Here is a 21,117-nt window from a genome sequence, read left to right as displayed (position 1 = left end):
GGAGTCGCTCCACCCCTGCGGCATTTGCGCCTTGGCCATTGCCGCCCCCGGGCGCCGCGCTATTCTCCGCTGCCATGAGCAACGTGATCAACCTCAACCGCGTCCGCAAGGATCGCGCCCGCGCCGAGAAACGCGCGCAGGCCGACGAGAATGCCGCGCGCCACGGCCGCAGCAAGGCCGAGAAACAGCGCGAGGCCGCCGAGGCCAAGAAATCCGAGCGTGACCTCGAGGGCCACAAGCTGGACGCGGCCGCCGACCCTACGGCCGAGCCGACCTCCGAGACATGACCGGCCGGCCGATCAAGCACTCGCTCACCATTCGCGGCCACCGCACCTCGGTGTCGCTCGAGGCGCCGTTCTGGGACGAGTTCCGCCGCATCGCCGAGACCGAGGGCAAGACGCTGAACGCGCTGGCCACCGAGATCGACGCCCGCCGCGGCGTCGAGGCCGGGCTGGCCTCGGCAATCCGCGTGCATGTGCTCGAACACCTCCGCGCCCGCCTCGACGGGCTGTCTTGACGCCGCCCCAGCGCAGCGCTCCGGCCGCTTCGTCTAGACCGAAATACCCCGGGGGAGGCCGCGCAGCGGGCGGGGGCAGAGCCCCCAACCCGGCCCCGCAACAGCCACATCCCCCACCGCCAAGCCCCGCCCCCGACACCACCACCGCCTCACCGCCCTTGCCGCCGCGCCACTTCCGCCCTATGACGCCCGCGTCTGCCACGCATGAGACGGAAGGTTAGCCGATGATCCCCCGCTACGCCCGCCCCGAGATGACCGCCATCTGGGAACCTGCCACCAAGTTCCGCATCTGGTACGAGATCGAGGCGCACGCCTGCGACGCCATGGCCGAGCTGGGGGTGATCCCCAAGGAGAACGCCGAGGCTGTCTGGAAGGCCAAGGACGTGGAATTCGACGTCGCCCGCATCGACGAGATCGAGGCCGTCACCAAGCATGACGTCATCGCCTTCCTGACCCACCTCGCCGAGCATGTGGGCAGCGAGGAAGCGCGCTTCGTGCACCAGGGCATGACCTCCTCGGACGTGCTCGACACCTGCCTCAACGTGCAGCTCGTGCGCGCCGCCGACATCCTGCTCGAGGGCATGGACAAGGTGCTGGCCGCGCTGAAGAAGCGCGCCCTCGAGCACAAGATGACCGTCCGCGTCGGTCGCTCGCACGGCATCCACGCCGAGCCGACCACAATGGGCCTGACCTTCGCGCGCTTCTACGCCGAAATGGACCGCAACAAGAACCGCCTCGAGAAGGCCAAGTGGGAGATCGCCACCGGCGCGATCTCCGGCGCCGTCGGCACCTTCGCCAATATCGACCCGGCGGTCGAAGAGCACGTCTGCGAGAAGCTGGGCCTGCGCCCCGAACCGATCTCGACCCAAGTGATCCCGCGCGACCGCCACGCCATGTTCTTCGCCACGCTCGGCGTCATCGCGTCCTCGATCGAGAACGTCGCCATCGAGATCCGCCACATGCAGCGCACCGAAGTGCTGGAAGGCGCGGAGTTCTTCTCGATGGGCCAGAAGGGCTCGTCGGCAATGCCGCACAAGAAGAACCCGGTGCTGACCGAAAACCTCACCGGCCTCGCGCGGCTCGTGCGCATGACGGTGATCCCGGCGATGGAGAACGTGGCCCTCTGGCACGAGCGCGACATCTCGCACTCCTCCGTCGAGCGCGGCATCGGCCCGGACGCCACCATCACCCTCGACTTCGCGCTGAACCGCCTCGCGGGCGTGGTCGACAAGATGATCATCTACCCGCAGAACATGCTCGACAACATGAACAAGTTCCCGGGCCTCGTGATGTCGCAGCGCGTGCTGCTGGCGCTCACCCAGGCCGGCGTGAGCCGCGAGGACGCCTATTCGATGGTCCAGCGCAACGCGCTCAAGGTCTGGGAAGAGCGTCTCGACTTCCGTGAGTTGCTGCTGGCCGACGAAGAGGTGGTGAAAGCGCTCGGCGTCGACGGCATCAACGAGAAGTTCGACATGGGCTACCACACAAAGCACGTGGACACGATCTTCCGCCGGGTGTTCGGCGAGAGCTGATCGGTCTCGGGGCGGGCTCAAGGGGCGGACGAAGGTCAGGAGGCCCTGCCCCCGCCCGCCTCCGGCGGGACCCCCGGGATATTTGCATCTAGACGAAGGGCCGGCGCGGCGCTCGCGGGAACGTGAGCCGAAGCGCCGGCCCGTTTCTTTTTGGCGACGGGCAAAGCTGTGCTAGCCTTGCGGGCATTCCACTCGGAGGACGAAGCATGACGATCAAGACCCTGTTGACCGCAGCCGCCCTCGTGGCCGCCCCGCTCGTTGCATGGGCAGACTGCAGCTACCACGAACAGGCCAAGATGACCTGCGCCGAAGGCTCGGAATACGATTCCGCGAGCGGCACCTGCAAGGTCGTCTCGGGCTGACCGCGCAAGCGGCACATCCGACCCGCCATCGAAGGGCAGCCCGCCGCGGCTGCCCTTTTCCCTGCCGGGATGAGGGATCGTTAACCTCGCTGCGCTAGCTCTGGCATCAGCAAGAGCCCGGAACTCCACCATGTCGCATCTGCCCTCGCCCTCAGATCTCGCGCCCTCCGGCAGGCCGCCGCTGTCGCGCCGCGCCAAGGCGGCGATCATCGTGCAGTTCCTGCTCAACGAGGGGACCGAGGTGCCGCTCTCTGCGCTGCCCGAGGACCTGCAGGCCGAGCTGACCCTGCAGCTCGGGCGCATGCGCTATATCGACCGGGCCACGCTCAATGCCGTGGTCGAGGAGTTCTCCGAGGAGCTCGATGGCGTCGGCCTGTCCTTTCCCGGCGACATGGCGGGGGCGCTCTCGGCGCTCGAGGGCAGGATCAGCGCCCGCACCGCGGCGCGGCTGCGCAAGGAGGCGGGCGTGCGGCAGAGCGGCGATCCCTGGGAGCGCATCGGCGCCCTGCCGGAAGACCGCATCGCCGCCATCGCCAGCGCCGAGGCGACCGAGGTGGCCGCCGTCATGCTTTCCAAGATCAACACCGCCAAGGCCGCCGCCGTGCTGGCGCATTTGCCCGGCGACCGTGCCCGGCGCATCACCTACGCCGTGTCGATGACCGCCGGCATCTCCCCCGAGGCCGTGGACCGCATCGGCCTCAGCCTCGCCGCGCAGCTCGACGCCGAGCCGCCGAAGGCCTTCGCCAAGCGCGCCGACGAGCGCGTGGGCGCGATCCTCAACTATGCCGTCTCGGCCAAGCGCGACGAGGTGCTCGAAGGCCTCGAGGAGACGGATAGGGACTTCGCCGAGGCGGTGCGCCGCGCCATCTTCACCTTCGCCGACATCCCCGCGCGGCTGCGCAAGCAGGACGTGCCGAAAATCACCCGCGACGTGCCGCCCGAGCAGCTCACCGTCGCCATCGCTGCCGCCAGCTCCGAGGTTGACCTGCCCGCCGCCGAATACCTGCTCGAAAACATGTCGAAACGCATGGCCGCCGCGCTGCGCGAGGATGCCGCCGGGATGAGCGTCAAGGGCAAGAAGGGCGAGGCGGCGATGAACGCCGTGGTGAGTGCCATCCGCGAGCTGGTGAGCGTCGGCGAGATCGAGCTGAAGTCGGACGAGGAGGACGAGGAGTAGCCCAGGAACTTGTGCCGCGCCCTCCCTCGGCTTAAGTCTGCCGCTCAGACCAGCGGAGCGGGATGTGACCCAGGGCACGACAGACAAAGACGCGGCGGACCAAGACGCGGCAGGCGAGAACGCGGCAGGTCCAGATGCAGCAGACCGAGATGCCGCGGGCAAGCGCGCGGCACGCAAGCAGGCACCTGCAAAAGCCGCGGCGCCGGAGACGGCTCCCGCCGAGACCCGCGGCGGCCTGGCCGACTACCTGTCCGACAAGGCGCTGCGCGCAATGATCAGGCTCGCGCTGCTGCTTCCGCCCGCCACCCGGGGCCGGATGATGGCCGCGCTGATCTCGCGGGTGGTCGCGCCGCTCGCCGGCTACCGCGACCGCGCCATGGCCAACCTCGCCCACGTCTGGCCCGAGATGCCCGAGGCAGAACGCCGCCGCATCGCCCGCGCGGTGGCGCGCAACGCCGGGCGCACGATGATCGAGAATTACGACGTGCCGGGGCTGCTGGCGCGGATGAAGGCCACACCGGTCACCGGCGATGGCGTCGCGGCGATCGAGGCGGCCCGCGTCGAGGGCAAGCCCATTCTCTTCGTCACCGGCCATTACGGCAACTTCGAAGCGCCGCGCGCCGCGCTGGTCGCCCGCGGCTGGCGCATCGGCGGGCTCTACCGGCCCATGGCCAACCCCTTCTTCAACGAACATTACGCCGCCAACATGCATGCGCTGAGCGATCCGGTCTTCGAGCAGGGCCGGCGCGGCACCATGGGGCTGCTCAAGCACATCCGGAGCGGCGGCATGGGCGTGTTGCTCTTCGACGTCTACGACAGCGCCGGCGTGCCCATCGACTTCCTCGGCCAGCCCGCGCCCACGCTGACCTCCGCCGCCGAGATCGCGGTGAAGACCGGGGCGCTCTTCGTGCCCTTCTTCGGCATCCGACAGCCCGACGGGGTGAACTTCGAGGCAGTCTTCGAGGCGCCGATCCCGCATGGCGACCCGGTGGAGATGATGCGCGAGGTCACCCGCCGTCTCGAGGCGCGGATCGAGGCGGACCCGGGGCAATGGTTCTGGATCCACCGCCGCTGGAAACCCAAGCGGCAGCGCAAGCGGGCGGAAAAGCGCGCGCGGCATCAGGGCGACGACTGAGCCCTGCGCGGGCTGCGCGGCGCCGTGCTATCCTCGCCCGGACATTTCAGGATCGTCCGTCAGCCGAGGAGACCAAGAATGCCCACCGCGAAACTGCTCACCGCCTTAGCAGCAACTCTCGCGCTCGCCGCATGTACCGAAGCGGACAGCGCGTCGATGTCTGCGCCCATGCCCTCTTCGCCCATGCCCGCCGCGCCGGACGGCCCGCCCTTCATCACCACCATGTCGCCGGATGCCAGCAACGCCGCCGTCTCGGCCTGCCAATCGGCGATCACGGCGCAGACCGAGGGCGGCGTGACGGTGGTGGGCAGCGAGACCTCCGAGGCGGCCACGGCGATCTACATGCGGGTCGGTGCCAACGGCGCGCCCTGGCGCTGCCTCGTCGCACCGGACGGCAGCAATCCCGAGCTGATGTTCATGGGAGACGAGGGCGCGGCCTGAGCCGCTCTGCGGGCAAACGCCGCTCAGTCGCGCCAGCGTGCGGCGGCGAGCACCGGGCCGAAGGGCGGCTCCTGGACGAGCACAACCGCCGGATCGTCGCCCTCGAGAGGCACCGAGGTCTCGAAGGCGCCCTGCCCGTCCCAGCTGCCGATCACCTGCCAGCCATGGGCGATATTGGTATAGGTCATCTCGAGCCCGGCATTCTCGCCGTCCTCGATATCCACCGTCTTTTCAGGCGCATAGCGCACGAGGTGCACCACGGTTTCCGGCGGCAGCGTGGTCAGCGGCTCGGCACGGATCACCAGCGCGTCGCCGTCGCGCGCCAGCAGCAGCTTCACCGGCGGCTCGTGGCTCGCCGCGCTGCGGATCGCATCCACCACCTTCATCGGGCGCGAGCCGACCACGTCGTAGCGCCCGGCGACGATCATCTGCGGCGTGTAGAGCGAGCGGCGCCCGGCGGCGCGGGCATAGCCCTTCTGGCGCTTGGTGAAGGCCGGATCGGCGAATTCATCCTTCCAGCCGATGTAGTCCCAGTAGTCCACGTGCAGCGCCAGCGGGATGACGTCCTCGCGCGCGCTGAGCTCCGAGAGCACCGCGTCGGCGGGCGGACAGGCGGCGCAGCCCTGCGAGGTGAAGAGCTCGACCAGTATCGGATTGTCCTGCTGTGCATGGGCCACGCTGCCTGCAAGCAACATGGCCATGGGTGCCATCCAAGTCGTGAGTCGGATCATCTGGCCAGTTTTCCCCGTAGCTCTGCCCCATCTGGGGTACAAAACCCTCATTGAAATAACCAATCAAGGTTTTGCGAGAGCGGGTGATGCAGGATTCCGGGGCACTGTATACCATCGGATACAAATTCTACGCCTTCAGACTTGATCCAACCCCCTCGCTGCGCCATCTACCCAGTAGCGACCCATTTTTCTCCACCAATTGAGAGGGAGCCACTCATGCCCATTACAGTCGGTCAGGACACGTCCAAGACGCGCAAGACGCTCGAGGTGAATGGCAAGACCATCGCCTATTACTCGATCCCCGCGGCGGAAGCCGCCGGTCTCGGCGACTTCGCGAATCTCCCCGCGGCGCTCAAGGTGGTGCTGGAGAACATGCTCCGCTTCGAAGACGGCAAGACCGTCTCGGTGGACGATATCAAGGCGTTCTCGGAATGGGGCAAGCAGGGCGGCAAGAACCCCCGCGAGATTGCCTATCGCCCGGCGCGCGTGCTGATGCAGGACTTCACCGGCGTCCCCGCCGTGGTCGACCTCGCCGCCATGCGCGACGGCATCAAGGCGCTCGGCGGTGACGCCCAGAAGATCAACCCGCTGAACCCGGTCGACCTGGTGATCGACCACTCGGTGATGATCGACGAGTTCGGCAACCCCCGCGCCTTCCAGATGAACGTGGATCGCGAGTACGAGCGCAACATCGAACGCTATGAGTTCCTCAAATGGGGCCAGTCGGCATTCAACAACTTCCGCGTCGTGCCGCCGGGCACCGGCATCTGCCACCAGGTGAACCTCGAGTACCTAGCGCAGACCGTCTGGACCGACGAGGACCAGGACGGCACCGAGGTCGCCTATCCCGACACGCTGGTCGGCACCGACAGCCACACCACCATGGTCAACGGCGCCGCCGTGCTGGGCTGGGGCGTGGGCGGCATCGAGGCCGAGGCCGCGATGCTCGGCCAGCCGATTTCCATGCTGATCCCCGAGGTCGTCGGCTTCAAGCTGACCGGCGAGATGATGGAAGGCACCACCGGCACCGACCTCGTGCTGAAGGTCGTCGAGATGCTGCGCGAGAAGGGCGTGGTCGGCAAGTTCGTGGAATTCTACGGCGACGGGCTCGACAACCTGCCGCTGGCGCAGCGCGCCACCATCGCCAACATGGCCCCCGAATACGGCGCCACCTGCGGCTTCTTCCCGATCGACGCCGAGACCCTGCGCTACCTCGAGCAGACCGGCCGCGACAAGGACCGCATCGCTCTGGTCGAAGCCTATGCCAAGGAGAACGGTTTCTGGCGCGGCGCCGGCTACGATCCGGTCTACACCGACACGCTCGAGCTCGACATGGGCACCATCGTGCCCGCCATCTCCGGCCCCAAGCGCCCGCAGGACTACATCGCGCTCGACGCCGCCGCCCCCGCCTTCGCCAAGTTTGTCGAAGGCCAGCGCAACGGCAATACCACCGAGCGCGCAGAGGCCCGCTGGGAGGCCGAGGGCGGTGCCCCCGAGCCGACCGACATTCCCGGTGACGTCGGCCACCACGCCAAGGGCTGGTACAAGACCGACGACGGCGCCTACCAGCTGCACGACGGCTCGATCGTGATCGCCTCGATCACCTCCTGCACCAACACCTCGAACCCCTACGTGATGATCGGTGCCGGGCTTGTCGCCCGCAAGGCGCGCGAGCTTGGCCTCAACCGCAAGCCCTGGGTGAAGACCTCGCTGGCGCCGGGCTCGCAGGTGGTGTCGGAATACCTCGAGGCCGCGGGGCTGCAGGAGGATCTGGACGCCGTGGGCTTCAACCTCGTCGGCTACGGCTGCACCACCTGCATCGGCAACTCCGGCCCCTTGGATGCGCCGATCTCCAAGGCAATCAACGACTACGACCTGATCGCCACCTCGGTGCTCTCGGGCAACCGCAACTTCGAGGGCCGCATCTCGCCCGACGTGCGCGCCAACTACCTCGCCTCGCCGCCGCTGGTGGTGGCCTACGCGCTGGTCGGGGACATGAACGTCAACATCGCCGAGGACGTGATCGGTCAGGACAAGAACGGCAACGACGTCTACCTGAAGGACATCTGGCCCTCGAACGCCGAGATCGCCGAGCTGGTCGAGAAGACCGTGACCCGCAAGGCCTTCCAGGAGAAATACGCCGACGTCTTCAAGGGCGACGAGAAGTGGCAGGGCGTGGAAGTGAAAGGCGGCGAGACCTACAGCTGGCCGCCGACCTCGACCTACGTGCAGAACCCGCCGTACTTCCAGGGCATGTCCAAGGACCCGGGCGTGATCACCAACATCGAGGGCGCGCGCGTGCTCGCTGTGCTCGGCGACATGATCACCACCGACCACATCTCGCCCGCCGGCTCGTTCAAGGAAAGCACCCCGGCCGGCCAGTACCTCGTCGAGCACCAGGTGCCCGTCCGCGAGTTCAACTCGTATGGCTCGCGCCGCGGCAACCACGAGGTCATGATGCGCGGCACCTTCGCCAACATCCGCATCAAGAACGAGATGCTGGACGGCGTCGAGGGCGGCTACACCAAGGGCCCCGACGGCGCGCAGACCTCGATCTACGAGGCCGCGATGGCCTACCAGGACCAGGGCACCCCGCTGGTGATCTTCGGCGGCGAGCTCTACGGCGCCGGATCCTCGCGGGACTGGGCAGCCAAGGGCACGGCGCTTCTGGGCGTCAAGGCGGTGATCGCCGAGAGCTTCGAGCGCATTCACCGCTCGAACCTCGTCGGCATGGGGGTCATCCCCTTCGAGTTCAACGGCGGCGACACCCGCAAGACGCTGGGTCTGACCGGCGAGGAAACGGTGAGCATCGAGGGTCTCGACAGCGTCACCCCGCTGGCCGAGGTGCCCTGCACAATCACCTTCAAGGACGGCTCGACCAAGACCATCCAGCTCAAGTGCCGCATCGATACGGCGATCGAGAAGGAATACGTCGAGCACGGCGGCGTTCTGCACTACGTGCTGCGCAACCTCGCCGCCTCCTGATCCGGCGCGGGGCCATCCGAGGCCCCGCCCGCCACGGGGCCTGTCGCAAACCGACCGTCCGGAGCCCCGCTCCGGGCGGTCTTGCGTTCCCCTGGCGCAACGTCAGGCGCCAAACCGTGACGCGAAAGCCACGAAATGCCGGGTTTTCGCGCAGATGAGCGGCATTTGAGCAAAACTCTGCCCTCGCGTCGCATTCGCGACACCGGCCCGCCCGCCGACTGATGTATTCTGCCTGCAAGCTCCCCATGTGAGGGCGCAACACAGGGTGCAGGGCAACGACCCCAGGCAACCCGGGCGAGGCAGAAGATGAACCGTACAACCCTTATCCAGCTTGGGGCCCTGGTGGCCCTTGTCGTCTTCGGCGCCTATCAGGGCGCCCGCGCGCAGCAGCAACCGGCCCCCGTGCCGGCGTCCGCCTGCGCCGAGACCGAGGGCGGCTGCGCGCTCTGAGATGAGACGTGGCAGCGATGCGCCAGAGAGCCGACGCCCCCCTCGCGCGGCATGCTCTGGCTGGTCAACTCAAGGGCTTTCTGCCCTCCCGTCCCGGCACATCCGCAGATCAGACAACAGAGCGCCCCACGCCCGCCCCGCGCCCGCCCAACGCAGCCGGGCACATCAGACGAGAGGGGGCTCCGCCCCCGCCGCGCTTCGCGCGGCTCCCCCGGCGTATTTTGAAAGAGAAGAAGGCGCGGGATCAGCCGCGCGCGGGCCGCGAGGCCGGCACCGGGAAGATCAGGTCGTAGGCCCAGTTGAAGACGAAGGCATAGACCAGGTAGAAGCCCGCGAAGCCCATGTCCATCACCAGCGCATGGCCGAGGCTCACCCCCAGCTCCCAGGCGATATAGGGCGCCAGGCCCAGCAACAGGCCAAGCTCGAAGAGCGCGGCGTGGATCACCCGCAGGCGCAGGCTCTTGCGGGTGTGGCCGTAGCGGCGCGACATCCACAGGTCGAACAGCAGGTTGTAGAGGTAGTTCCAGCCCGTCGCCACCGTGGCGCAGACCAGCGCAACGAGGCCAATCTCGTGCATCTCGCGATCGAAGGCCCAGGCGCCAAGCGGGGTGATGAGGGCAAGGCCCAGCAGCTCGAAGCTGAGGGCGTGACGGATACGGTCGGACCGGCTGCGCATGATACGCTCCTTGGCATCGGGCCGTCCCGTCTGCTGTCCCGATATGGGGGAGGTCGTCCTCTCGGCGCGGATACCTAGAGGCTCCGGTGCCGCAAATCAAGCGCGGCGGGGACAGGCGAAAGGCAAGGCGCCCTTGCGCCGGGGGCAAGTCACCCTGCCCCGGCGCCGGTATTCAGCCGTCAGCCTGCCTTGCGCAGCTCGGGCGCGACCTTGGTGCCCAGCACCTCGATCGCCTTCAGCATCTCGGAATGTTCGATCACCCCGATGGCCATCTGGATGGTCACCCGGTCGAAGCCGAGATCCTCGCGCAGCCCGAGGATCTTGTCGACCAGCTGCGCCGGGCTGCCGACGAACATCGCGCCCTCGGGGCTCATGCTCTCGTCGTATTGCGCCCGGCTCTGCGGCGGCCAGCCGCGTTCGCGGCCGAGCTGGTCCATCACCTGCTTTTGCGCCGGGAAGAACAGATCGGCGGCCTTCTTGCCATCCTCGCCGACGAAGCCATGCACGTTGAGCGAGACCCGCGCCTGCTCGGCGTGGCCGGTCTGCGCGGCGGCCTTGCGGTAGAGATCGGCCAGCGGCGCGAAGCGGCGCGGCTGGCCGCCGATGATCGCCAGCGCCAGCGGCGCCCCGAGCGCACCGGCACGCACCATGCTCTGCGGCGTGCCGCCCGCGGCGACCCATATCGGCAGCTTGTCCTGCGCGGGACGCGGGTAGACCCCGAGCCCTTCGACCTTGGGCGTATGCGTGCTGCCCGGCCAGTTCAGCCGCTCCTGCGCGTTGATCGCGAGCAGCATCTGCAGCTTCTCTTCGAAGAGCTCGTTGTAGTCGTCGAGATCGTAGCCGAAGAGCGGGAAGCTCTCGATGAAACTGCCGCGGCCCACCATGATCTCGGCGCGCCCGCCGGTCAGATTGTCGAGCGTCGCGAACTGCTGGTACACGCGGATCGGATCGTCCGAACTGAGCACCGTCACCGCCGAGCTGAGCTTGATATTCTTCGTGCTGCGCGCCGCGCCGGCCAGCACCGTGGCAGGCGACGAGATCGCGTAGTTCGGGCGGTGGTGCTCGCCGAGGCCGAAGACGTCGAGCCCGACCTGGTCGGCCAGCTCGATCTCCTCCATCAGGTTCCGCAGCCGCTGTGCCGCGTCCACTGTCTCGCCGGTGACCGGGTTCGTGCCCACATCGCCGAATGTGTAAAGTCCGAGTTCCATTGCACTCTCCTTGCCTTGGCGCGCAATCTAGGGCGCCAGGCGGCGGCGCGACAGCCCCCCACCGCGCACACGCGGTGTGCGCCGGGTTTGCGCCGGGGCTACACAGGTGTCAGGCGCCCGGAAGGTGCACTTCGGCACGCTGCCCCTGCCCGGCGCTCGCCGGCAGTTCCAGCCGCCCGCCAAGGCGCTCCATGGCGACCCGCGCGATGGCGAGACCCAGCCCGCTGCCGTCGCCGCCCTGCGTGCCGCGCACGAACCGCTCGCAGGCGCGGGCGCGCAAGGCCTCGGGAATACCCGGCCCCTCGTCCTCGACCGTCAGCACGGCGCCGCTTTGCCATATCCGCACAGTGCCGCCCTCGGGCGAGGCCTGCAGCGCGTTCTCCACGAGGTTGCGCAGGGCGGCGTGGAGCAGGAAGGCGCTGGCGGGCAGCGACCGCGCGGCGCCCGCGGCGATCTCGGACACCAGCGCAACGCCCCGCGCCTCGGCCAGCGGCGCGAGATCGGCGCAGACCTCGGCACCGAGCAGCGCGAGGTCCACCCGCTCCGGCGCGGCGCCCTCGCGCTCGATCGCCGAGAGCTCCAGCAGCTGCCGCACCAGCCGGTCGGTGCGATCCACCGAACGTTCGATATTGTGCAGCGCGCGGCGCCTCGTGGCCTCGTCCGGCGCGATGCGGGCGATCTGCGCCTGGGTGCGCAGCCCGGCGAGCGGCGTCTTCAGCTCATGCGCCGCAAAGGCAGTGAAATCGCGCTCCGCCTCGCGCGCCTTTCCGAGCCGAGCAAAGAGGTCGTCGAGCGCAGCGCGCATCGGGCGCATCTCGGCGGGCACCGGCCCCGCGGGCAGCGGCGCAAGATCGGAGGGGCTGCGCAGGCGCAATGCCTCGGCCAGCCGGTGCATCGGCGCCAGCCCGCGCCCGAGGCTCACCCAGAGCGCCGCCGCGAGCAGCGGCAGGATCAGCGCCATGGGCAGCAGCAGCCCTTCGATCACGCCCGAGACCAGCCGGTCGCGCACCCCGAGGCTGTCGCCCACCATGACCCGCACGCCAAGCGCGGCGTTCTCGACCGTGTAGACGCGCCATGTCTCGCCATCCACCGTGCTTTCCGAGTAGCCCGTGCCATGATCGCCGGTGAGCTGCGCCTGCGGCGCGCCCTCGGACTGGCCCACGAGCGTGCCCTGCAGCGACCAGATCTGGCACGAGAGCTGATGCGCGTAATCGCCATGCGGGTCGAGCGGGATCGCCACCGGCGCGCCGTCGCCGGCCATGGCGATGCGCCGGTCCGAGAGCAGCGAGGACACCATGCGCGCCGCCTCGGCCAGCCGGGCGTCGAGCACGCGGGTCACCTGCGCGCGGGTCGAATGTTCGATCCAGATCACCGCCGAGAACCAGATCGCGCCGGTCGCCAGCGCGAGGATCAGGAACAGGCGCAGGCGCAGCGACATCGGCTCAGCCCTCGGCCGCGACGCGGTAGCCGAGGCCGCGTACCGTTTCGATGAACCCACGCCCGAGCTTGGCGCGCAGGTGGTGGACGTGGACCTCGACCGTGTTGCTCTCGATCTCCTCCTGCCAGCCGTAGAGCCGTTCTTCCAGTGCGGGTTTCGAGAGGATCTGCCCCGGGCGCTCCATCAGCGCGTGCAGCACGGCGAACTCGCGGCGGGAGAAGCTGAGCGGCGCGCCATGGAGCGTGCCGCACATCCGCGCGGGGTCGAGCTCCAGCCCGTTCCAGCGCAGCACCGCGGCCGCCCTCCCTTCGGCGCGGCGCAGGATCGCCCGCATCCGCGCCGCCAACTCGTGCAGGTCGAAGGGCTTGCCGAGGTAGTCGTCGGCGCCGGCATCGAGCCCGGCGATCCGGTCGCGCACCTGGTCGCGGGCGGTGAGCAGCAGCACCGGCAGCTCCGATCCGCCCCGGCGGATCTCCGACAGGAGCTCCAGCCCCGAGCCGTCGGGCAGCATCACGTCGAGCACCACCCCGGCAAAAGCCGAATCCGCCAGCGCCGCCCGCGCATCGCCGAGCGTGGCGACGGAATCGGCGGTGAAGCCGGACAGGCCGAGGCCGACCGAGAGTCCCTCGGAAAGCACAGGGTCATCCTCGACGATCAAGATGCGCATGAATCCTCCTTGCGCGGGCGGGGTCTCTGGTAAACCTTAAGACTTACTTAAGCACCAATTCCTAGTTGCCTCCGATGTGTCCCAGAAAGCTCTCCCCGCGCCGCAGGGCGCGCATCCCCCGCAGAGCTGTGGCCCGCCTGCCACATGCTGACGCTTGCCAGCGGACAACCGCCGAAATCACGCTACTTCCGTCCCATCGACGTGACGCACGGCCCCAAGCCGCGCCACACGCAGTCCGGCGCGCAGCCGCCCTGCGCCCCCAAATCAAGAGCTACGGAACCGCCAGATGACAGTCTCCCTCTCAGGTCGCCTTGCAGGCCGCCTTCCCCTCGCCGCCCTTTCGCTGACCCTGGTCGGCCTGCTTTCGGCCTGCGCCACGACCAGCGTGCCGACCAACACGCCCGGTGCGATCTCCGACGAAACCCGGATGATGTACGCCGAGGTGCAGGACGGCGACATCACCATCCCGGCAATCGAGGACAAGTACTTGACCGAGGAGAAGAAGCGGCAGGTGGTCGACTACTGGAGCGACGAGAAGCCGGGCACGATCATCGTCGATCCCGGTGCGCGCTGGCTCTACCAGGTGCAGGAAGGCAACAAGGCGATGCGCTACTCGGTCGCCGTGGGCGCCGAGGGGCTGGCCTTTTCCGGCAACGCCAATATCGCGCTGAAGCGCCACTGGCCGAGCTGGACGCCGACGGCGAACATGATCCGCCGCGAGCCGGAAACCTACAAGCCGCTGGCCAGCGGCCTGCCCGGCGGGCTGGAGAACCCGCTCGGCGCGCGAGCGCTCTACCTCTACAAGGGTGGGCGCGACACGCTCTACCGCATCCACGGCACGCCCTCGCCCTGGACCGTCGGTCATGCCACCTCTTCGGGCTGCATCCGCATGTTCAACCAGGACTCGCTGCACCTCTACGAGAACACGCCCCGCGGGACGAAGGTCGTGGTCCTGCCGGCGTCGCGCTCCGGCGAGGGCACGGTGCCGCCGGCCGAGACGCTGCCGCTGAGCGCCGATGCCGCCTACGGCACTGCGGATGACAATGCCTGAGTCCGGCATCGCCTGAGTCCGAAATTTCCTGACTCGGACACCGCCTGAGGCCGTCATCGCCTAGGCCCACGGGTTTCCCCCGGTCGGTTTGACAGGTCGACCTGATCGACCTAACCGGCGCATCCGAGCGCGCGCCCAAACGGGCGCGCGTTTTTTCTACAAGCCATCCCCGCCAAGATGACAAGCCAGCTGGCGAGACTGTTCCCCACGCCCGCTCCCCCAGCGATCGCTCCCCAGGACCGGATCCCAAGACCGGCTTCCAGGACCGACTCCCAGGACTGACTCCCAAGACAGGCTCCCAAGACCCTTCCCAAAGCCTGAGCCCGCCGATCAGGCAGAGCAAACGGGACCGCGCATGATCGCAATCGCGTGAGGTTGGAGCCTAGGGGGGAATGCTTAAGCTCCGGTTAAGCGAGAGCCGGTCACAAGCGCCAAGGACGGGGCGTACCCCCGCAAGACAGGAGACCCTTATGAGCATCTTGCTGACCCGCCGTGCCGCGCTGCGCGGCTCCCTCGCCGCCGCCTCGCTGCTGGCCACCCCCGCGCTTCTGCATGCGCAAAGCGTGCCGCGCCGCAACGCCTCGAGCTGGGTGCGGCAGGACTGGCGCGACCATTTCGACACCCTCGGCAAGGCGACGCTGGTGGCCGACACCGCCTCGCGCACCCTGCATTACTGGAACGCCGATGACACCGACTACCGCGCCTACCCGACCTCCGTGCCGCTGACCGACGAGCTGACCAAGCGCGGCTACACCTCGGTCGTGCGCAAGAAAGTCGGCCCGTCCTGGACCCCGACCGCCTCGCAGCTTGAGCGCTACCCGGACTGGAAACCCATCGGCCCCGGCCCCGAAAACCCGCTCGGCACCCACGCCATGTATCTCAGCTGGCCCGCCTACATCATCCACGGCACCCATGACACGCGCAAGATCGGCCGCCCCTCGTCGGATGGCTGCATCGGGCTCTACAATGAAAAGATCGCCGAGCTGTTCCAGCTCTGCCCGGTCGGCACGCAGGTGCGGGTGATCTGAGGCCGCGCGCCTGGCTGCAAAATGCCTGTCCCCGCCGTCTGGCCCCTTGCGCCTCCGGCGGGGATATTTTTGCCTAGAAGAAAGGGCTAGGTCGCGGCGTCACTGGATCTCGCGGATCGCGCGGTAGGCCGGGCCGAAGCGGCGGTAGGCCGCGTCATAGGCTTCCACCAGCTCGGCGACGGGCTCGATCACCTCGGCGGTGGCGGGCGGGGTGATCACCTCTTCGGGGGCGGCCCCGGTGGCGGCGAGCTGGCCCAGCCGGGCGGCGCCGAGCGCCGCGCCGAATTCGCCCGAGGCCGGCAGGTGCAGCGGCGTGTCCAGAACCGTCGCGATGAGCCGCAGCCAGTAGCGCGAGCGGCTGCCGCCGCCGATGGCCAGCAGGTGACCGAGCTCTGCCTTGGCGCCGCGCAGCGCCTCGGCGCTGTCGCGCAGCCCGAAGGCGACGCCCTCGAGCACCGCGCGGGTCATATCGTCGCGCCCGGTTTCCGCCCCGAGCCCGGTGAAGGCGCCGCGGATCGCGGCATCATTGTGCGGCGTGCGCTCGCCCGACAGATACGGCAGGAAACGCACCCGGCCCGGCGGCATCAGCGCCTCGCCGAGCGGCGCGGTCAGCTCGGCCGGGCGCATCCCGGCGATGCGGGCGAGCCAGTTCAGGCTGTCGGTGCAGGAGAGCATCACCCCCATCTGGTACCAGCGCCCCGGCACCGCGTGGCAGAAGGTGTGCAGCGCGCTGTCCGGCAGCGGGTGATAACCGCTGCGCGCCGCCAGCAGCACGCCCGAGGTGCCGAGCGAGACGAAGCCCTGCCCCTCGTCCAAGGCCCCGGTGCCGCAGGCCGCGGCGGCATTGTCGCCCGCGCCGCCCGCCACGGTGACCTGCTGCGCGAGCCCCCAGGCCTGCGCCAGCGCCGGGCGCAGCGGGCCCGCCGCGGCGCAGCCCTCGACCAGCCGGGGCATCTGGGCGCGCGCCATGTGTCCCGCCTCGAGCAGCGCCTCGGACCAGTCGCGGGCGCCGGTGTCGAGCCAGGCGCTGCCGGCGCTGTCGGACATGTCGGCCACGTGATCGCCGGTCAGGTAGAGATTGAGATAGGCCGCCGGGAGCAGCACCTTCGCCACCTGGGCGAAGGTCTCGGGTTCCTGCGCACGGACCCATTCGAGCTTCGGCGCGGTGAAGCCGGGAAAGACGATATTGCCCGAGAGCTCCCGGAACGCCGGGATCGCGTCGAGCGCCGCCGCCTCGGCGAAGGCGCGGGTGTCGTTCCACAGGATGCAGGGCCGGAGCACCGCGTCATCCGGCCCCAGCAGCACCGCGCCGTGCATGTGTCCGGCGATACCGATGCCGCGCAGCCCGGCCCAGGCCGGCTGCGCGCGCAGCTCGCCCACCGCGCCCTCGAGCGCGGCGATCCAGTCCGAGGGATCCTGTTCGGACCAGCCCGGGTGCGGGTGGCGCGCCTCGTAGTGGCGCTCGGCGCTGGCAATGGGCACCCCGGCCTCGTCGCAGAGCAGCGCCCGCAGGCCGGAGGTTCCGAGGTCGATGCCGAGGTAGGACATGAGATCAGCCGTTCAGATAGGTTTCGATGCTGCGCTGCGCGCCTTCGGACCAGAGCATATCGAGCCAGCGCGCGAAACTCTCTTCAAAGCGCGCATCCCCTTGAATCTCGCCGTAGACCGCCCGCTGTGTCAGCCAGACCGCAGGGGTCTCGCGCGCCTGCGCCGCGAGGGCCGTGAGGGCCTCCCAGTTGGGATCGTTCGGCGCGATCTCTGTGCCGTCCTCGAAGGTTCCGGCGCAGTAGCGGCACCAGAGCGCGCTTTCCAGCGCCAGCCCCTCCGTGGGCGTGCCCTTGCGCAGCCCGTCGGCGATCGAGGGCACGATGAACTTTGGCTGCCGGTTCGAGCCGTCGAGGCAGAGCCTGCGGATCGTGTCCTTCACCGCCGGGTTGGCAAAGCGCCCGGCGATCAGCTCGAGGTAGGCCGGCGGCGTGAACTCGGGCACCGGGTCGACATGGGGCAGGATTTCCTCGGTCTCGACCTTGCGCAGGTAGGCGCTGACCAGCGGATGCGCCATGGCGTCATCGGCGAACTCGCAGCCGAGCAGCGCGCCGGCATAGGCGATGATCGCATGGCCGCCGTTGAGGATGCGGATCTTCATCCGCTCGTAGTCGTGCACGTGCTCGGTGAAGGTGACGCCCACCTCCTCGAGCCGCGGGCGGCCTTGCGGGAAGTTGTCCTCGAGCACCCATTGCCGGAACGGCTCGCAGGTCACCGGCACCGGGTCGTCGAGGCCGAACTCGCGGGCCAGCGACCGCTCGCCCTCGCCCGTGGCCGGGGTGATGCGGTCGACCATGGAATTGGGGAAGGCAACGTTGGTCTCGATCCATGCCGCGAAGTCGGGGGCCGACAGCCGCGCCGTGCCCGCCACCGCGTCGCGGGTCACCTCGCCGTTGCCGGGGATATTGTCGCAGCTCATCACGGTGAAGGGCGGCAACCCCGCCGCCCTGCGCGCCTTGAGCGCGGCGACGATGGCGCCAAAGACGGTCTTCGGTGTCTCGGGCGCGGCGCCATCGGCAAGGATATCGGGATGCGTGGGATCGAAGGTGCCGGTGGTGGCATCGACGTAGTAACCGCCCTCGGTCACGGTCAGCGAGACGATGCGGGTTGCCGGGTCGGCCATGCGGTCGATCAGCGGGCCGTTCTCGGGATCGACCGGGCAGAAATCCACCATGGCCCCGATGATCCGCGGGCGCGGACCGGACGGATCGAGCTCGATCACCGTCGAGAGGTAATCCTGCGTCGCCAGCGCCTCGCGCATCTTGCCATCGGGCGCGCGCACGCCCGCGCCGCAGATCGCCCAGTCGTGGTCGAGCCCCTTGGCGAAGAGATCGTCGAGGTAGACCGCCTGGTGCGCGCGGTGAAAGTTGCCGAGGCCGACGTGCACGATGCCCGGCGTCAGCCCGGAGCGGTCGTAGGCGGGGCCGGAAATGCGGGGGTCGAGCGCGCCGAGCGCGTCTGTGTGGAGTTTCATGGGGGCCTCCGTCAGCTCATCCATTGTCCGCCGTCCACGTTGTAGGTCTGGGCGACGATGTATTCGGCCTCGTCCGAGGCGAGGAAGACGGCCATGCCGGTGAGGTCCTCGGCCCGGCCCATGCGGCCATAGGGCACGGCCTCGCCGACCTCGCGTTTCTTTTGGCCGAGCGGTTTGTTTTCATATTTGGCGAAAAAGGCATCGACCCCGTCCCAATGCTCGCCATCCACCACACCGGGAGCGATGGCGTTGACGTTGATGCCGTGTTCGATGAGGTTCAGCGCCGCCGATTGCGTCAGGCTGATCACCGCGGCCTTGGAGGCGCAGTAGACCGCCACCAGCGGCTCGCCGCGGCGGCCCGCCTGGCTCGCCATATTGATGATCTTCCCGCCGCCACCGCGTTCGATCATGTGCCCGGCGACGGCCTGCATCGTAAAGAGCACCCCCGCGACGTTGATGTCGAAGACCCGCGCGTAATCCTCGCGGGAGATCTCGGTCAGCGGCGCGGCGGTGAAGAGCGCGGCGTTGTTGATCAGGATGTCGATGCGACCAAGGCGGGCGACGATCTCGGCCACCGCGCTGTCGATGCTGGTCTGGTCGGTGACGTCCATGTGCACCGCGATCGCCCCGGCGCCGAGCGCCTCGGCCGTGGCCTCGGCCCGCGCGAGGTCGATGTCGGCAATCGCCACTTTCGCCCCTTCGCGCAGGTAGGCTTCGGCAAAGCCCGCGCCGATGCCGCGCGCCGCCCCGGTGATCAGGGCGCATTTGCCCTGCAGACGAGTGGTCATGCCCGCAGCCCCTGCATGTCGAAGCGGTGCAGCTTGCTCTCGTCCGGGGTCAGGAAGATGCGGTCGCCGTGGCGCACCGGCATCTCGCCGTCGACCCGCACGGTCAGCGGCTCGGAGCCCAGCCCGTGGTCGTGCACGTGCAGGAAGGTGTCGGAGCCAAGGTGCTCGGCGACGCCGACGGTACCCTGCCAGAGGCCGCTCTCGGTCGAGGCGGCGAGGTGCTCGGGCCGGATGCCGATGGTCGCGACGCCGTGCTTGTCGGCCTCCGCGCCGCGGATCAGGTTCATCTTCGGTGAGCCGATGAAGCCCGCGACGAACTCGTTCTGCGGCGTGTGGTAGAGCTCGAGCGGCGAGCCCACCTGCTCGATATTGCCGGCGCGCAGCACGACGATCTTGTCGGCCATGGTCATCGCTTCGACCTGGTCGTGGGTGACGTAGATCATCGTGGTCTTCAGCGCGTTGTGCAGCTCGGAGATCTCCAGCCGCATGTTCACCCGCAGCGCCGCGTCGAGGTTCGACAGGGGCTCGTCGAAGAGGAAGGCCGAGGGCTCGCGCACGATGGCGCGGCCGATGGCGACGCGCTGGCGCTGGCCGCCCGAGAGCTGGCCCGGGCGCCGGTCGAGGTAGTCGGTCAGGTTGAGCGATTTCGCCGCCGCCTCGATGCGGCGCTTCTGCTCGTCCTGCGGCACCCCCGCCATCTTCATCGGGAAGGCGATGTTCTTGCGCACCGACATGTGCGGATAGAGCGCGTAGCTCTGGAACACCATGGCCAGCCCGCGCTTGGCGGGGGGCATGTCGGTGGCGTCCTCGCCGTCGATGCGGATCTGGCCGGAGGTCACGTCTTCGAGCCCCGCGATCAGCCGCAGCAGCGTGGACTTGCCGCAGCCCGAGGGGCCGACGAAGACCACGAACTCGCCGTCGTTGATGGTCAGATCCAGCGGCGGGATGACGTTCACGTCGCCGAAGCTCTTGGTCACCTTGTCGAGGGTGATGCGTCCCATGTCTGGTTCCTTCCTTATTTCACCGCGCCGAAGGTCAGGCCGCGGACAAGTTGCTTCTGGCTGAACCAGCCCATGATGAGGATCGGCGCGATGGCCATGGTCGAGGCCGCCGAGAGCTTGGCGTAGAACAGGCCCTCCGGCGACGAGTAGCTGGCGATGAAGGCGGTGAGCGGCGCCGCCTTGGCTGCCGTCAGGTTCAGCGTCCAGAACGCCTCGTTCCACGCCAGGATGATGTTGAGCAGCAGGGTCGAGGCGATCCCCGGCACCGCCATCGGCGTCAGCACGTGGATCAGCTCGTTCTTCAGCGAGGCACCGTCCATGCGCGCGGCCTCGAGGATCTCGCCGGGGATCTCCTTGAAGTAGGTGTAGAGCATCCACACGATGATCGGCAGGTTGATCAGCGTCAGCACGATGACCAGGCCGAGGCGCGTGTCGAGCAGCCCGAGATTGCGGAAGATCAGGTAGATCGGCACCAGCACGCCGACCGGCGGCAGCATCTTGGTGCTGAGCATCCACATCAGCACGTCTTTCGTGCGCCTGCCGGGCACGAAGGCCATGGCCCAGGCCGCCGGGATGGCGATCACAAGACCGATCACCGTGGAGCCCAGCGAGATCACCACCGAGTTCAAGAAGTGGCGGAAGTAGTTCGACCGCTCCTGCACCGTGGCATAGCTCTCGAAGGTCCAGCTCGAGAAGATCACTTCGAAGGGCGTCTTGATCGCGTCGCCCTCGGACTTGAACGAGAGGATGACGATCCACAGGATCGGGAAGAAGATCGCGAGCCCCACGAGCCAGGCCAGCACGGTCACCACGGCCTTGCGCCGGGTCGTCACTTTGCGTGCCATCTCAGCCCCTCCCACTCAGTTTTTCGAAAATTCGCGGGGCCTTGGCGGACGCGCCCGCGGCGAGGT

21 protein-coding genes are annotated in these 21,117 nt (G+C 68.6%); 11 read left to right on the top strand and 10 right to left on the bottom strand.

What is annotated here, in order from left to right:
* The first annotated feature begins 74 nt into the window (after positions 1–74).
* From LC039_RS02085 to LC039_RS02055, 7 genes are all read left to right on the top strand, one after another.
* Positions 75–287 carry a DUF4169 family protein gene (locus tag LC039_RS02085; RefSeq protein WP_226621401.1) on the top strand — a complete coding sequence of 71 codons (213 nt, stop codon included), beginning with the start codon at positions 75–77 and terminating at the stop codon, positions 285–287.
* Complete coding sequence (locus LC039_RS02080) at positions 284–517, top strand: ribbon-helix-helix domain-containing protein (protein ID WP_226621400.1); 234 nt, start codon at positions 284–286, stop codon at positions 515–517. Before LC039_RS02085 ends, LC039_RS02080 begins: the two co-directional genes overlap by 4 nt.
* A gap of 224 nt (positions 518–741) precedes the next feature.
* Positions 742–2,049, top strand: coding sequence for an adenylosuccinate lyase (purB, locus tag LC039_RS02075; protein WP_226621399.1), 1,308 nt, complete (start codon positions 742–744; stop codon positions 2,047–2,049).
* 206 nt (positions 2,050–2,255) lie between these two features.
* A complete protein-coding gene (locus LC039_RS02070; RefSeq protein WP_226621398.1) occupies positions 2,256–2,411 on the top strand; it encodes an adenylosuccinate lyase in 156 nt (51 codons plus the stop codon).
* Between the two features lie 130 nt (positions 2,412–2,541).
* Positions 2,542–3,588, top strand: a complete 1,047-nt coding sequence (locus LC039_RS02065) for a flagellar motor switch protein FliG (protein ID WP_226621397.1) — start codon at positions 2,542–2,544, stop codon at positions 3,586–3,588.
* Between the two features lie 235 nt (positions 3,589–3,823).
* Positions 3,824–4,723 (top strand): lysophospholipid acyltransferase family protein, encoded by a 900-nt coding sequence (locus LC039_RS02060; RefSeq protein WP_226621773.1) that lies wholly within the window; start codon positions 3,824–3,826, stop codon positions 4,721–4,723.
* Between the two features lie 78 nt (positions 4,724–4,801).
* Positions 4,802–5,164 carry a hypothetical protein gene (locus LC039_RS02055; RefSeq protein ID WP_226621396.1) on the top strand — a complete coding sequence of 121 codons (363 nt, stop codon included), beginning with the start codon at positions 4,802–4,804 and terminating at the stop codon, positions 5,162–5,164.
* A 23-nt stretch (positions 5,165–5,187) separates the two neighbouring features.
* Here LC039_RS02055 and LC039_RS02050 read toward each other — a convergent pair whose 3' ends face one another.
* Positions 5,188–5,895: a DUF1223 domain-containing protein gene (locus LC039_RS02050; RefSeq protein WP_226621395.1), complete on the bottom strand. Its 708-nt coding sequence runs from the start codon at positions 5,893–5,895 to the stop codon at positions 5,188–5,190.
* A 216-nt stretch (positions 5,896–6,111) separates the two neighbouring features.
* Between LC039_RS02050 and acnA the strand changes: the two genes are divergently transcribed.
* Both acnA and LC039_RS02040 read left to right on the top strand, forming a co-directional pair.
* Positions 6,112–8,880: an aconitate hydratase AcnA gene (acnA, locus tag LC039_RS02045; protein ID WP_226621394.1), complete on the top strand. Its 2,769-nt coding sequence runs from the start codon at positions 6,112–6,114 to the stop codon at positions 8,878–8,880.
* A gap of 306 nt (positions 8,881–9,186) precedes the next feature.
* On the top strand, positions 9,187–9,330 hold the full coding sequence (locus tag LC039_RS02040) for a hypothetical protein (protein ID WP_226621393.1): 144 nt from the start codon (positions 9,187–9,189) through the stop codon (positions 9,328–9,330).
* A gap of 244 nt (positions 9,331–9,574) precedes the next feature.
* Here LC039_RS02040 and LC039_RS02035 read toward each other — a convergent pair whose 3' ends face one another.
* The 4 genes from LC039_RS02035 to LC039_RS02020 form a co-directional block, all read right to left on the bottom strand.
* Positions 9,575–10,006, bottom strand: coding sequence for a PACE efflux transporter (locus tag LC039_RS02035; protein WP_226621392.1), 432 nt, complete (start codon positions 10,004–10,006; stop codon positions 9,575–9,577).
* A gap of 179 nt (positions 10,007–10,185) precedes the next feature.
* Positions 10,186–11,214: an LLM class flavin-dependent oxidoreductase gene (locus tag LC039_RS02030; RefSeq protein ID WP_226621391.1), complete on the bottom strand. Its 1,029-nt coding sequence runs from the start codon at positions 11,212–11,214 to the stop codon at positions 10,186–10,188.
* Between the two features lie 109 nt (positions 11,215–11,323).
* On the bottom strand, positions 11,324–12,652 hold the full coding sequence (locus LC039_RS02025; protein ID WP_226621390.1) for an ATP-binding protein: 1,329 nt from the start codon (positions 12,650–12,652) through the stop codon (positions 11,324–11,326).
* A gap of 4 nt (positions 12,653–12,656) precedes the next feature.
* On the bottom strand, positions 12,657–13,319 hold the full coding sequence (locus LC039_RS02020; protein WP_226621389.1) for a response regulator: 663 nt from the start codon (positions 13,317–13,319) through the stop codon (positions 12,657–12,659).
* 286 nt (positions 13,320–13,605) lie between these two features.
* On the opposite strand from LC039_RS02020, the gene LC039_RS02015 reads away from it, so the two are divergent.
* Both LC039_RS02015 and LC039_RS02010 read left to right on the top strand, forming a co-directional pair.
* On the top strand, positions 13,606–14,370 hold the full coding sequence (locus tag LC039_RS02015) for a L,D-transpeptidase (protein ID WP_226621388.1): 765 nt from the start codon (positions 13,606–13,608) through the stop codon (positions 14,368–14,370).
* Positions 14,371–14,840: 470 nt separating this feature from the next.
* Positions 14,841–15,398 (top strand): L,D-transpeptidase, encoded by a 558-nt coding sequence (locus LC039_RS02010; RefSeq protein WP_226621387.1) that lies wholly within the window; start codon positions 14,841–14,843, stop codon positions 15,396–15,398.
* 99 nt (positions 15,399–15,497) lie between these two features.
* On the opposite strand, the gene xylB is transcribed toward LC039_RS02010, so the two are convergent.
* Genes xylB through LC039_RS01985 form a run of 5 tightly spaced genes read right to left on the bottom strand, consistent with a single transcriptional unit; the run spans position 15,498 to position 21,051 of the window.
* The gene (xylB, locus tag LC039_RS02005; protein WP_226621386.1) at positions 15,498–16,946 is read right to left on the bottom strand and encodes a xylulokinase; all 1,449 of its coding nucleotides are present in this window, start codon (positions 16,944–16,946) and stop codon (positions 15,498–15,500) included.
* Positions 16,947–16,950: 4 nt separating this feature from the next.
* The gene (locus tag LC039_RS02000; protein ID WP_226621385.1) at positions 16,951–18,417 is read right to left on the bottom strand and encodes a mannitol dehydrogenase family protein; all 1,467 of its coding nucleotides are present in this window, start codon (positions 18,415–18,417) and stop codon (positions 16,951–16,953) included.
* Positions 18,418–18,428: 11 nt separating this feature from the next.
* Positions 18,429–19,205, bottom strand: coding sequence for an L-iditol 2-dehydrogenase (locus tag LC039_RS01995; protein ID WP_226621384.1), 777 nt, complete (start codon positions 19,203–19,205; stop codon positions 18,429–18,431).
* Positions 19,202–20,206, bottom strand: a complete 1,005-nt coding sequence (locus LC039_RS01990; RefSeq protein ID WP_226621383.1) for an ABC transporter ATP-binding protein — start codon at positions 20,204–20,206, stop codon at positions 19,202–19,204. The genes LC039_RS01995 and LC039_RS01990 overlap by 4 nt, the downstream gene beginning before the upstream one ends.
* 14 nt (positions 20,207–20,220) lie before the next feature.
* Complete coding sequence (locus LC039_RS01985) at positions 20,221–21,051, bottom strand: carbohydrate ABC transporter permease (RefSeq protein ID WP_226621382.1); 831 nt, start codon at positions 21,049–21,051, stop codon at positions 20,221–20,223.
* Between the last annotated feature and the right edge of the window lie 66 nt (positions 21,052–21,117).

The sequence above is a fragment of the Alloyangia pacifica genome (assembly GCF_020524285.1).
Classification (GTDB): domain Bacteria; phylum Pseudomonadota; class Alphaproteobacteria; order Rhodobacterales; family Rhodobacteraceae; genus Salipiger; species Salipiger pacificus_B.
This window is presented reverse-complemented; position numbering and strand designations above follow the sequence as displayed.

What these genes read in the sequence shown, in the direction of transcription:
- LC039_RS02085 (WP_226621401.1), top strand. Translation starts at nt 75, where the DNA reads ATGAGCAACGTGATCAACCTCAACCGCGTCCGCAAGGATCGCGCCCGC.
- LC039_RS02080 (WP_226621400.1), top strand. Translation starts at nt 284, where the DNA reads ATGACCGGCCGGCCGATCAAGCACTCGCTCACCATTCGCGGCCACCGC.
- purB (WP_226621399.1), top strand. Translation starts at nt 742, where the DNA reads ATGATCCCCCGCTACGCCCGCCCCGAGATGACCGCCATCTGGGAACCT.
- LC039_RS02070 (WP_226621398.1), top strand. Translation starts at nt 2,256, where the DNA reads ATGACGATCAAGACCCTGTTGACCGCAGCCGCCCTCGTGGCCGCCCCG.
- LC039_RS02065 (WP_226621397.1), top strand. Translation starts at nt 2,542, where the DNA reads ATGTCGCATCTGCCCTCGCCCTCAGATCTCGCGCCCTCCGGCAGGCCG.
- LC039_RS02055 (WP_226621396.1), top strand. Translation starts at nt 4,802, where the DNA reads ATGCCCACCGCGAAACTGCTCACCGCCTTAGCAGCAACTCTCGCGCTC.
- LC039_RS02050 (WP_226621395.1), bottom strand. Translation starts at nt 5,895, where the DNA reads ATGATCCGACTCACGACTTGGATGGCACCCATGGCCATGTTGCTTGCA.
- acnA (WP_226621394.1), top strand. Translation starts at nt 6,112, where the DNA reads ATGCCCATTACAGTCGGTCAGGACACGTCCAAGACGCGCAAGACGCTC.
- LC039_RS02040 (WP_226621393.1), top strand. Translation starts at nt 9,187, where the DNA reads ATGAACCGTACAACCCTTATCCAGCTTGGGGCCCTGGTGGCCCTTGTC.
- LC039_RS02035 (WP_226621392.1), bottom strand. Translation starts at nt 10,006, where the DNA reads ATGCGCAGCCGGTCCGACCGTATCCGTCACGCCCTCAGCTTCGAGCTG.
- LC039_RS02030 (WP_226621391.1), bottom strand. Translation starts at nt 11,214, where the DNA reads ATGGAACTCGGACTTTACACATTCGGCGATGTGGGCACGAACCCGGTC.
- LC039_RS02025 (WP_226621390.1), bottom strand. Translation starts at nt 12,652, where the DNA reads ATGTCGCTGCGCCTGCGCCTGTTCCTGATCCTCGCGCTGGCGACCGGC.
- LC039_RS02020 (WP_226621389.1), bottom strand. Translation starts at nt 13,319, where the DNA reads ATGCGCATCTTGATCGTCGAGGATGACCCTGTGCTTTCCGAGGGACTC.
- LC039_RS02015 (WP_226621388.1), top strand. Translation starts at nt 13,606, where the DNA reads ATGACAGTCTCCCTCTCAGGTCGCCTTGCAGGCCGCCTTCCCCTCGCC.
- LC039_RS02010 (WP_226621387.1), top strand. Translation starts at nt 14,841, where the DNA reads ATGAGCATCTTGCTGACCCGCCGTGCCGCGCTGCGCGGCTCCCTCGCC.
- xylB (WP_226621386.1), bottom strand. Translation starts at nt 16,946, where the DNA reads ATGTCCTACCTCGGCATCGACCTCGGAACCTCCGGCCTGCGGGCGCTG.
- LC039_RS02000 (WP_226621385.1), bottom strand. Translation starts at nt 18,417, where the DNA reads ATGAAACTCCACACAGACGCGCTCGGCGCGCTCGACCCCCGCATTTCC.
- LC039_RS01995 (WP_226621384.1), bottom strand. Translation starts at nt 19,205, where the DNA reads ATGACCACTCGTCTGCAGGGCAAATGCGCCCTGATCACCGGGGCGGCG.
- LC039_RS01990 (WP_226621383.1), bottom strand. Translation starts at nt 20,206, where the DNA reads ATGGGACGCATCACCCTCGACAAGGTGACCAAGAGCTTCGGCGACGTG.
- LC039_RS01985 (WP_226621382.1), bottom strand. Translation starts at nt 21,051, where the DNA reads ATGGCACGCAAAGTGACGACCCGGCGCAAGGCCGTGGTGACCGTGCTG.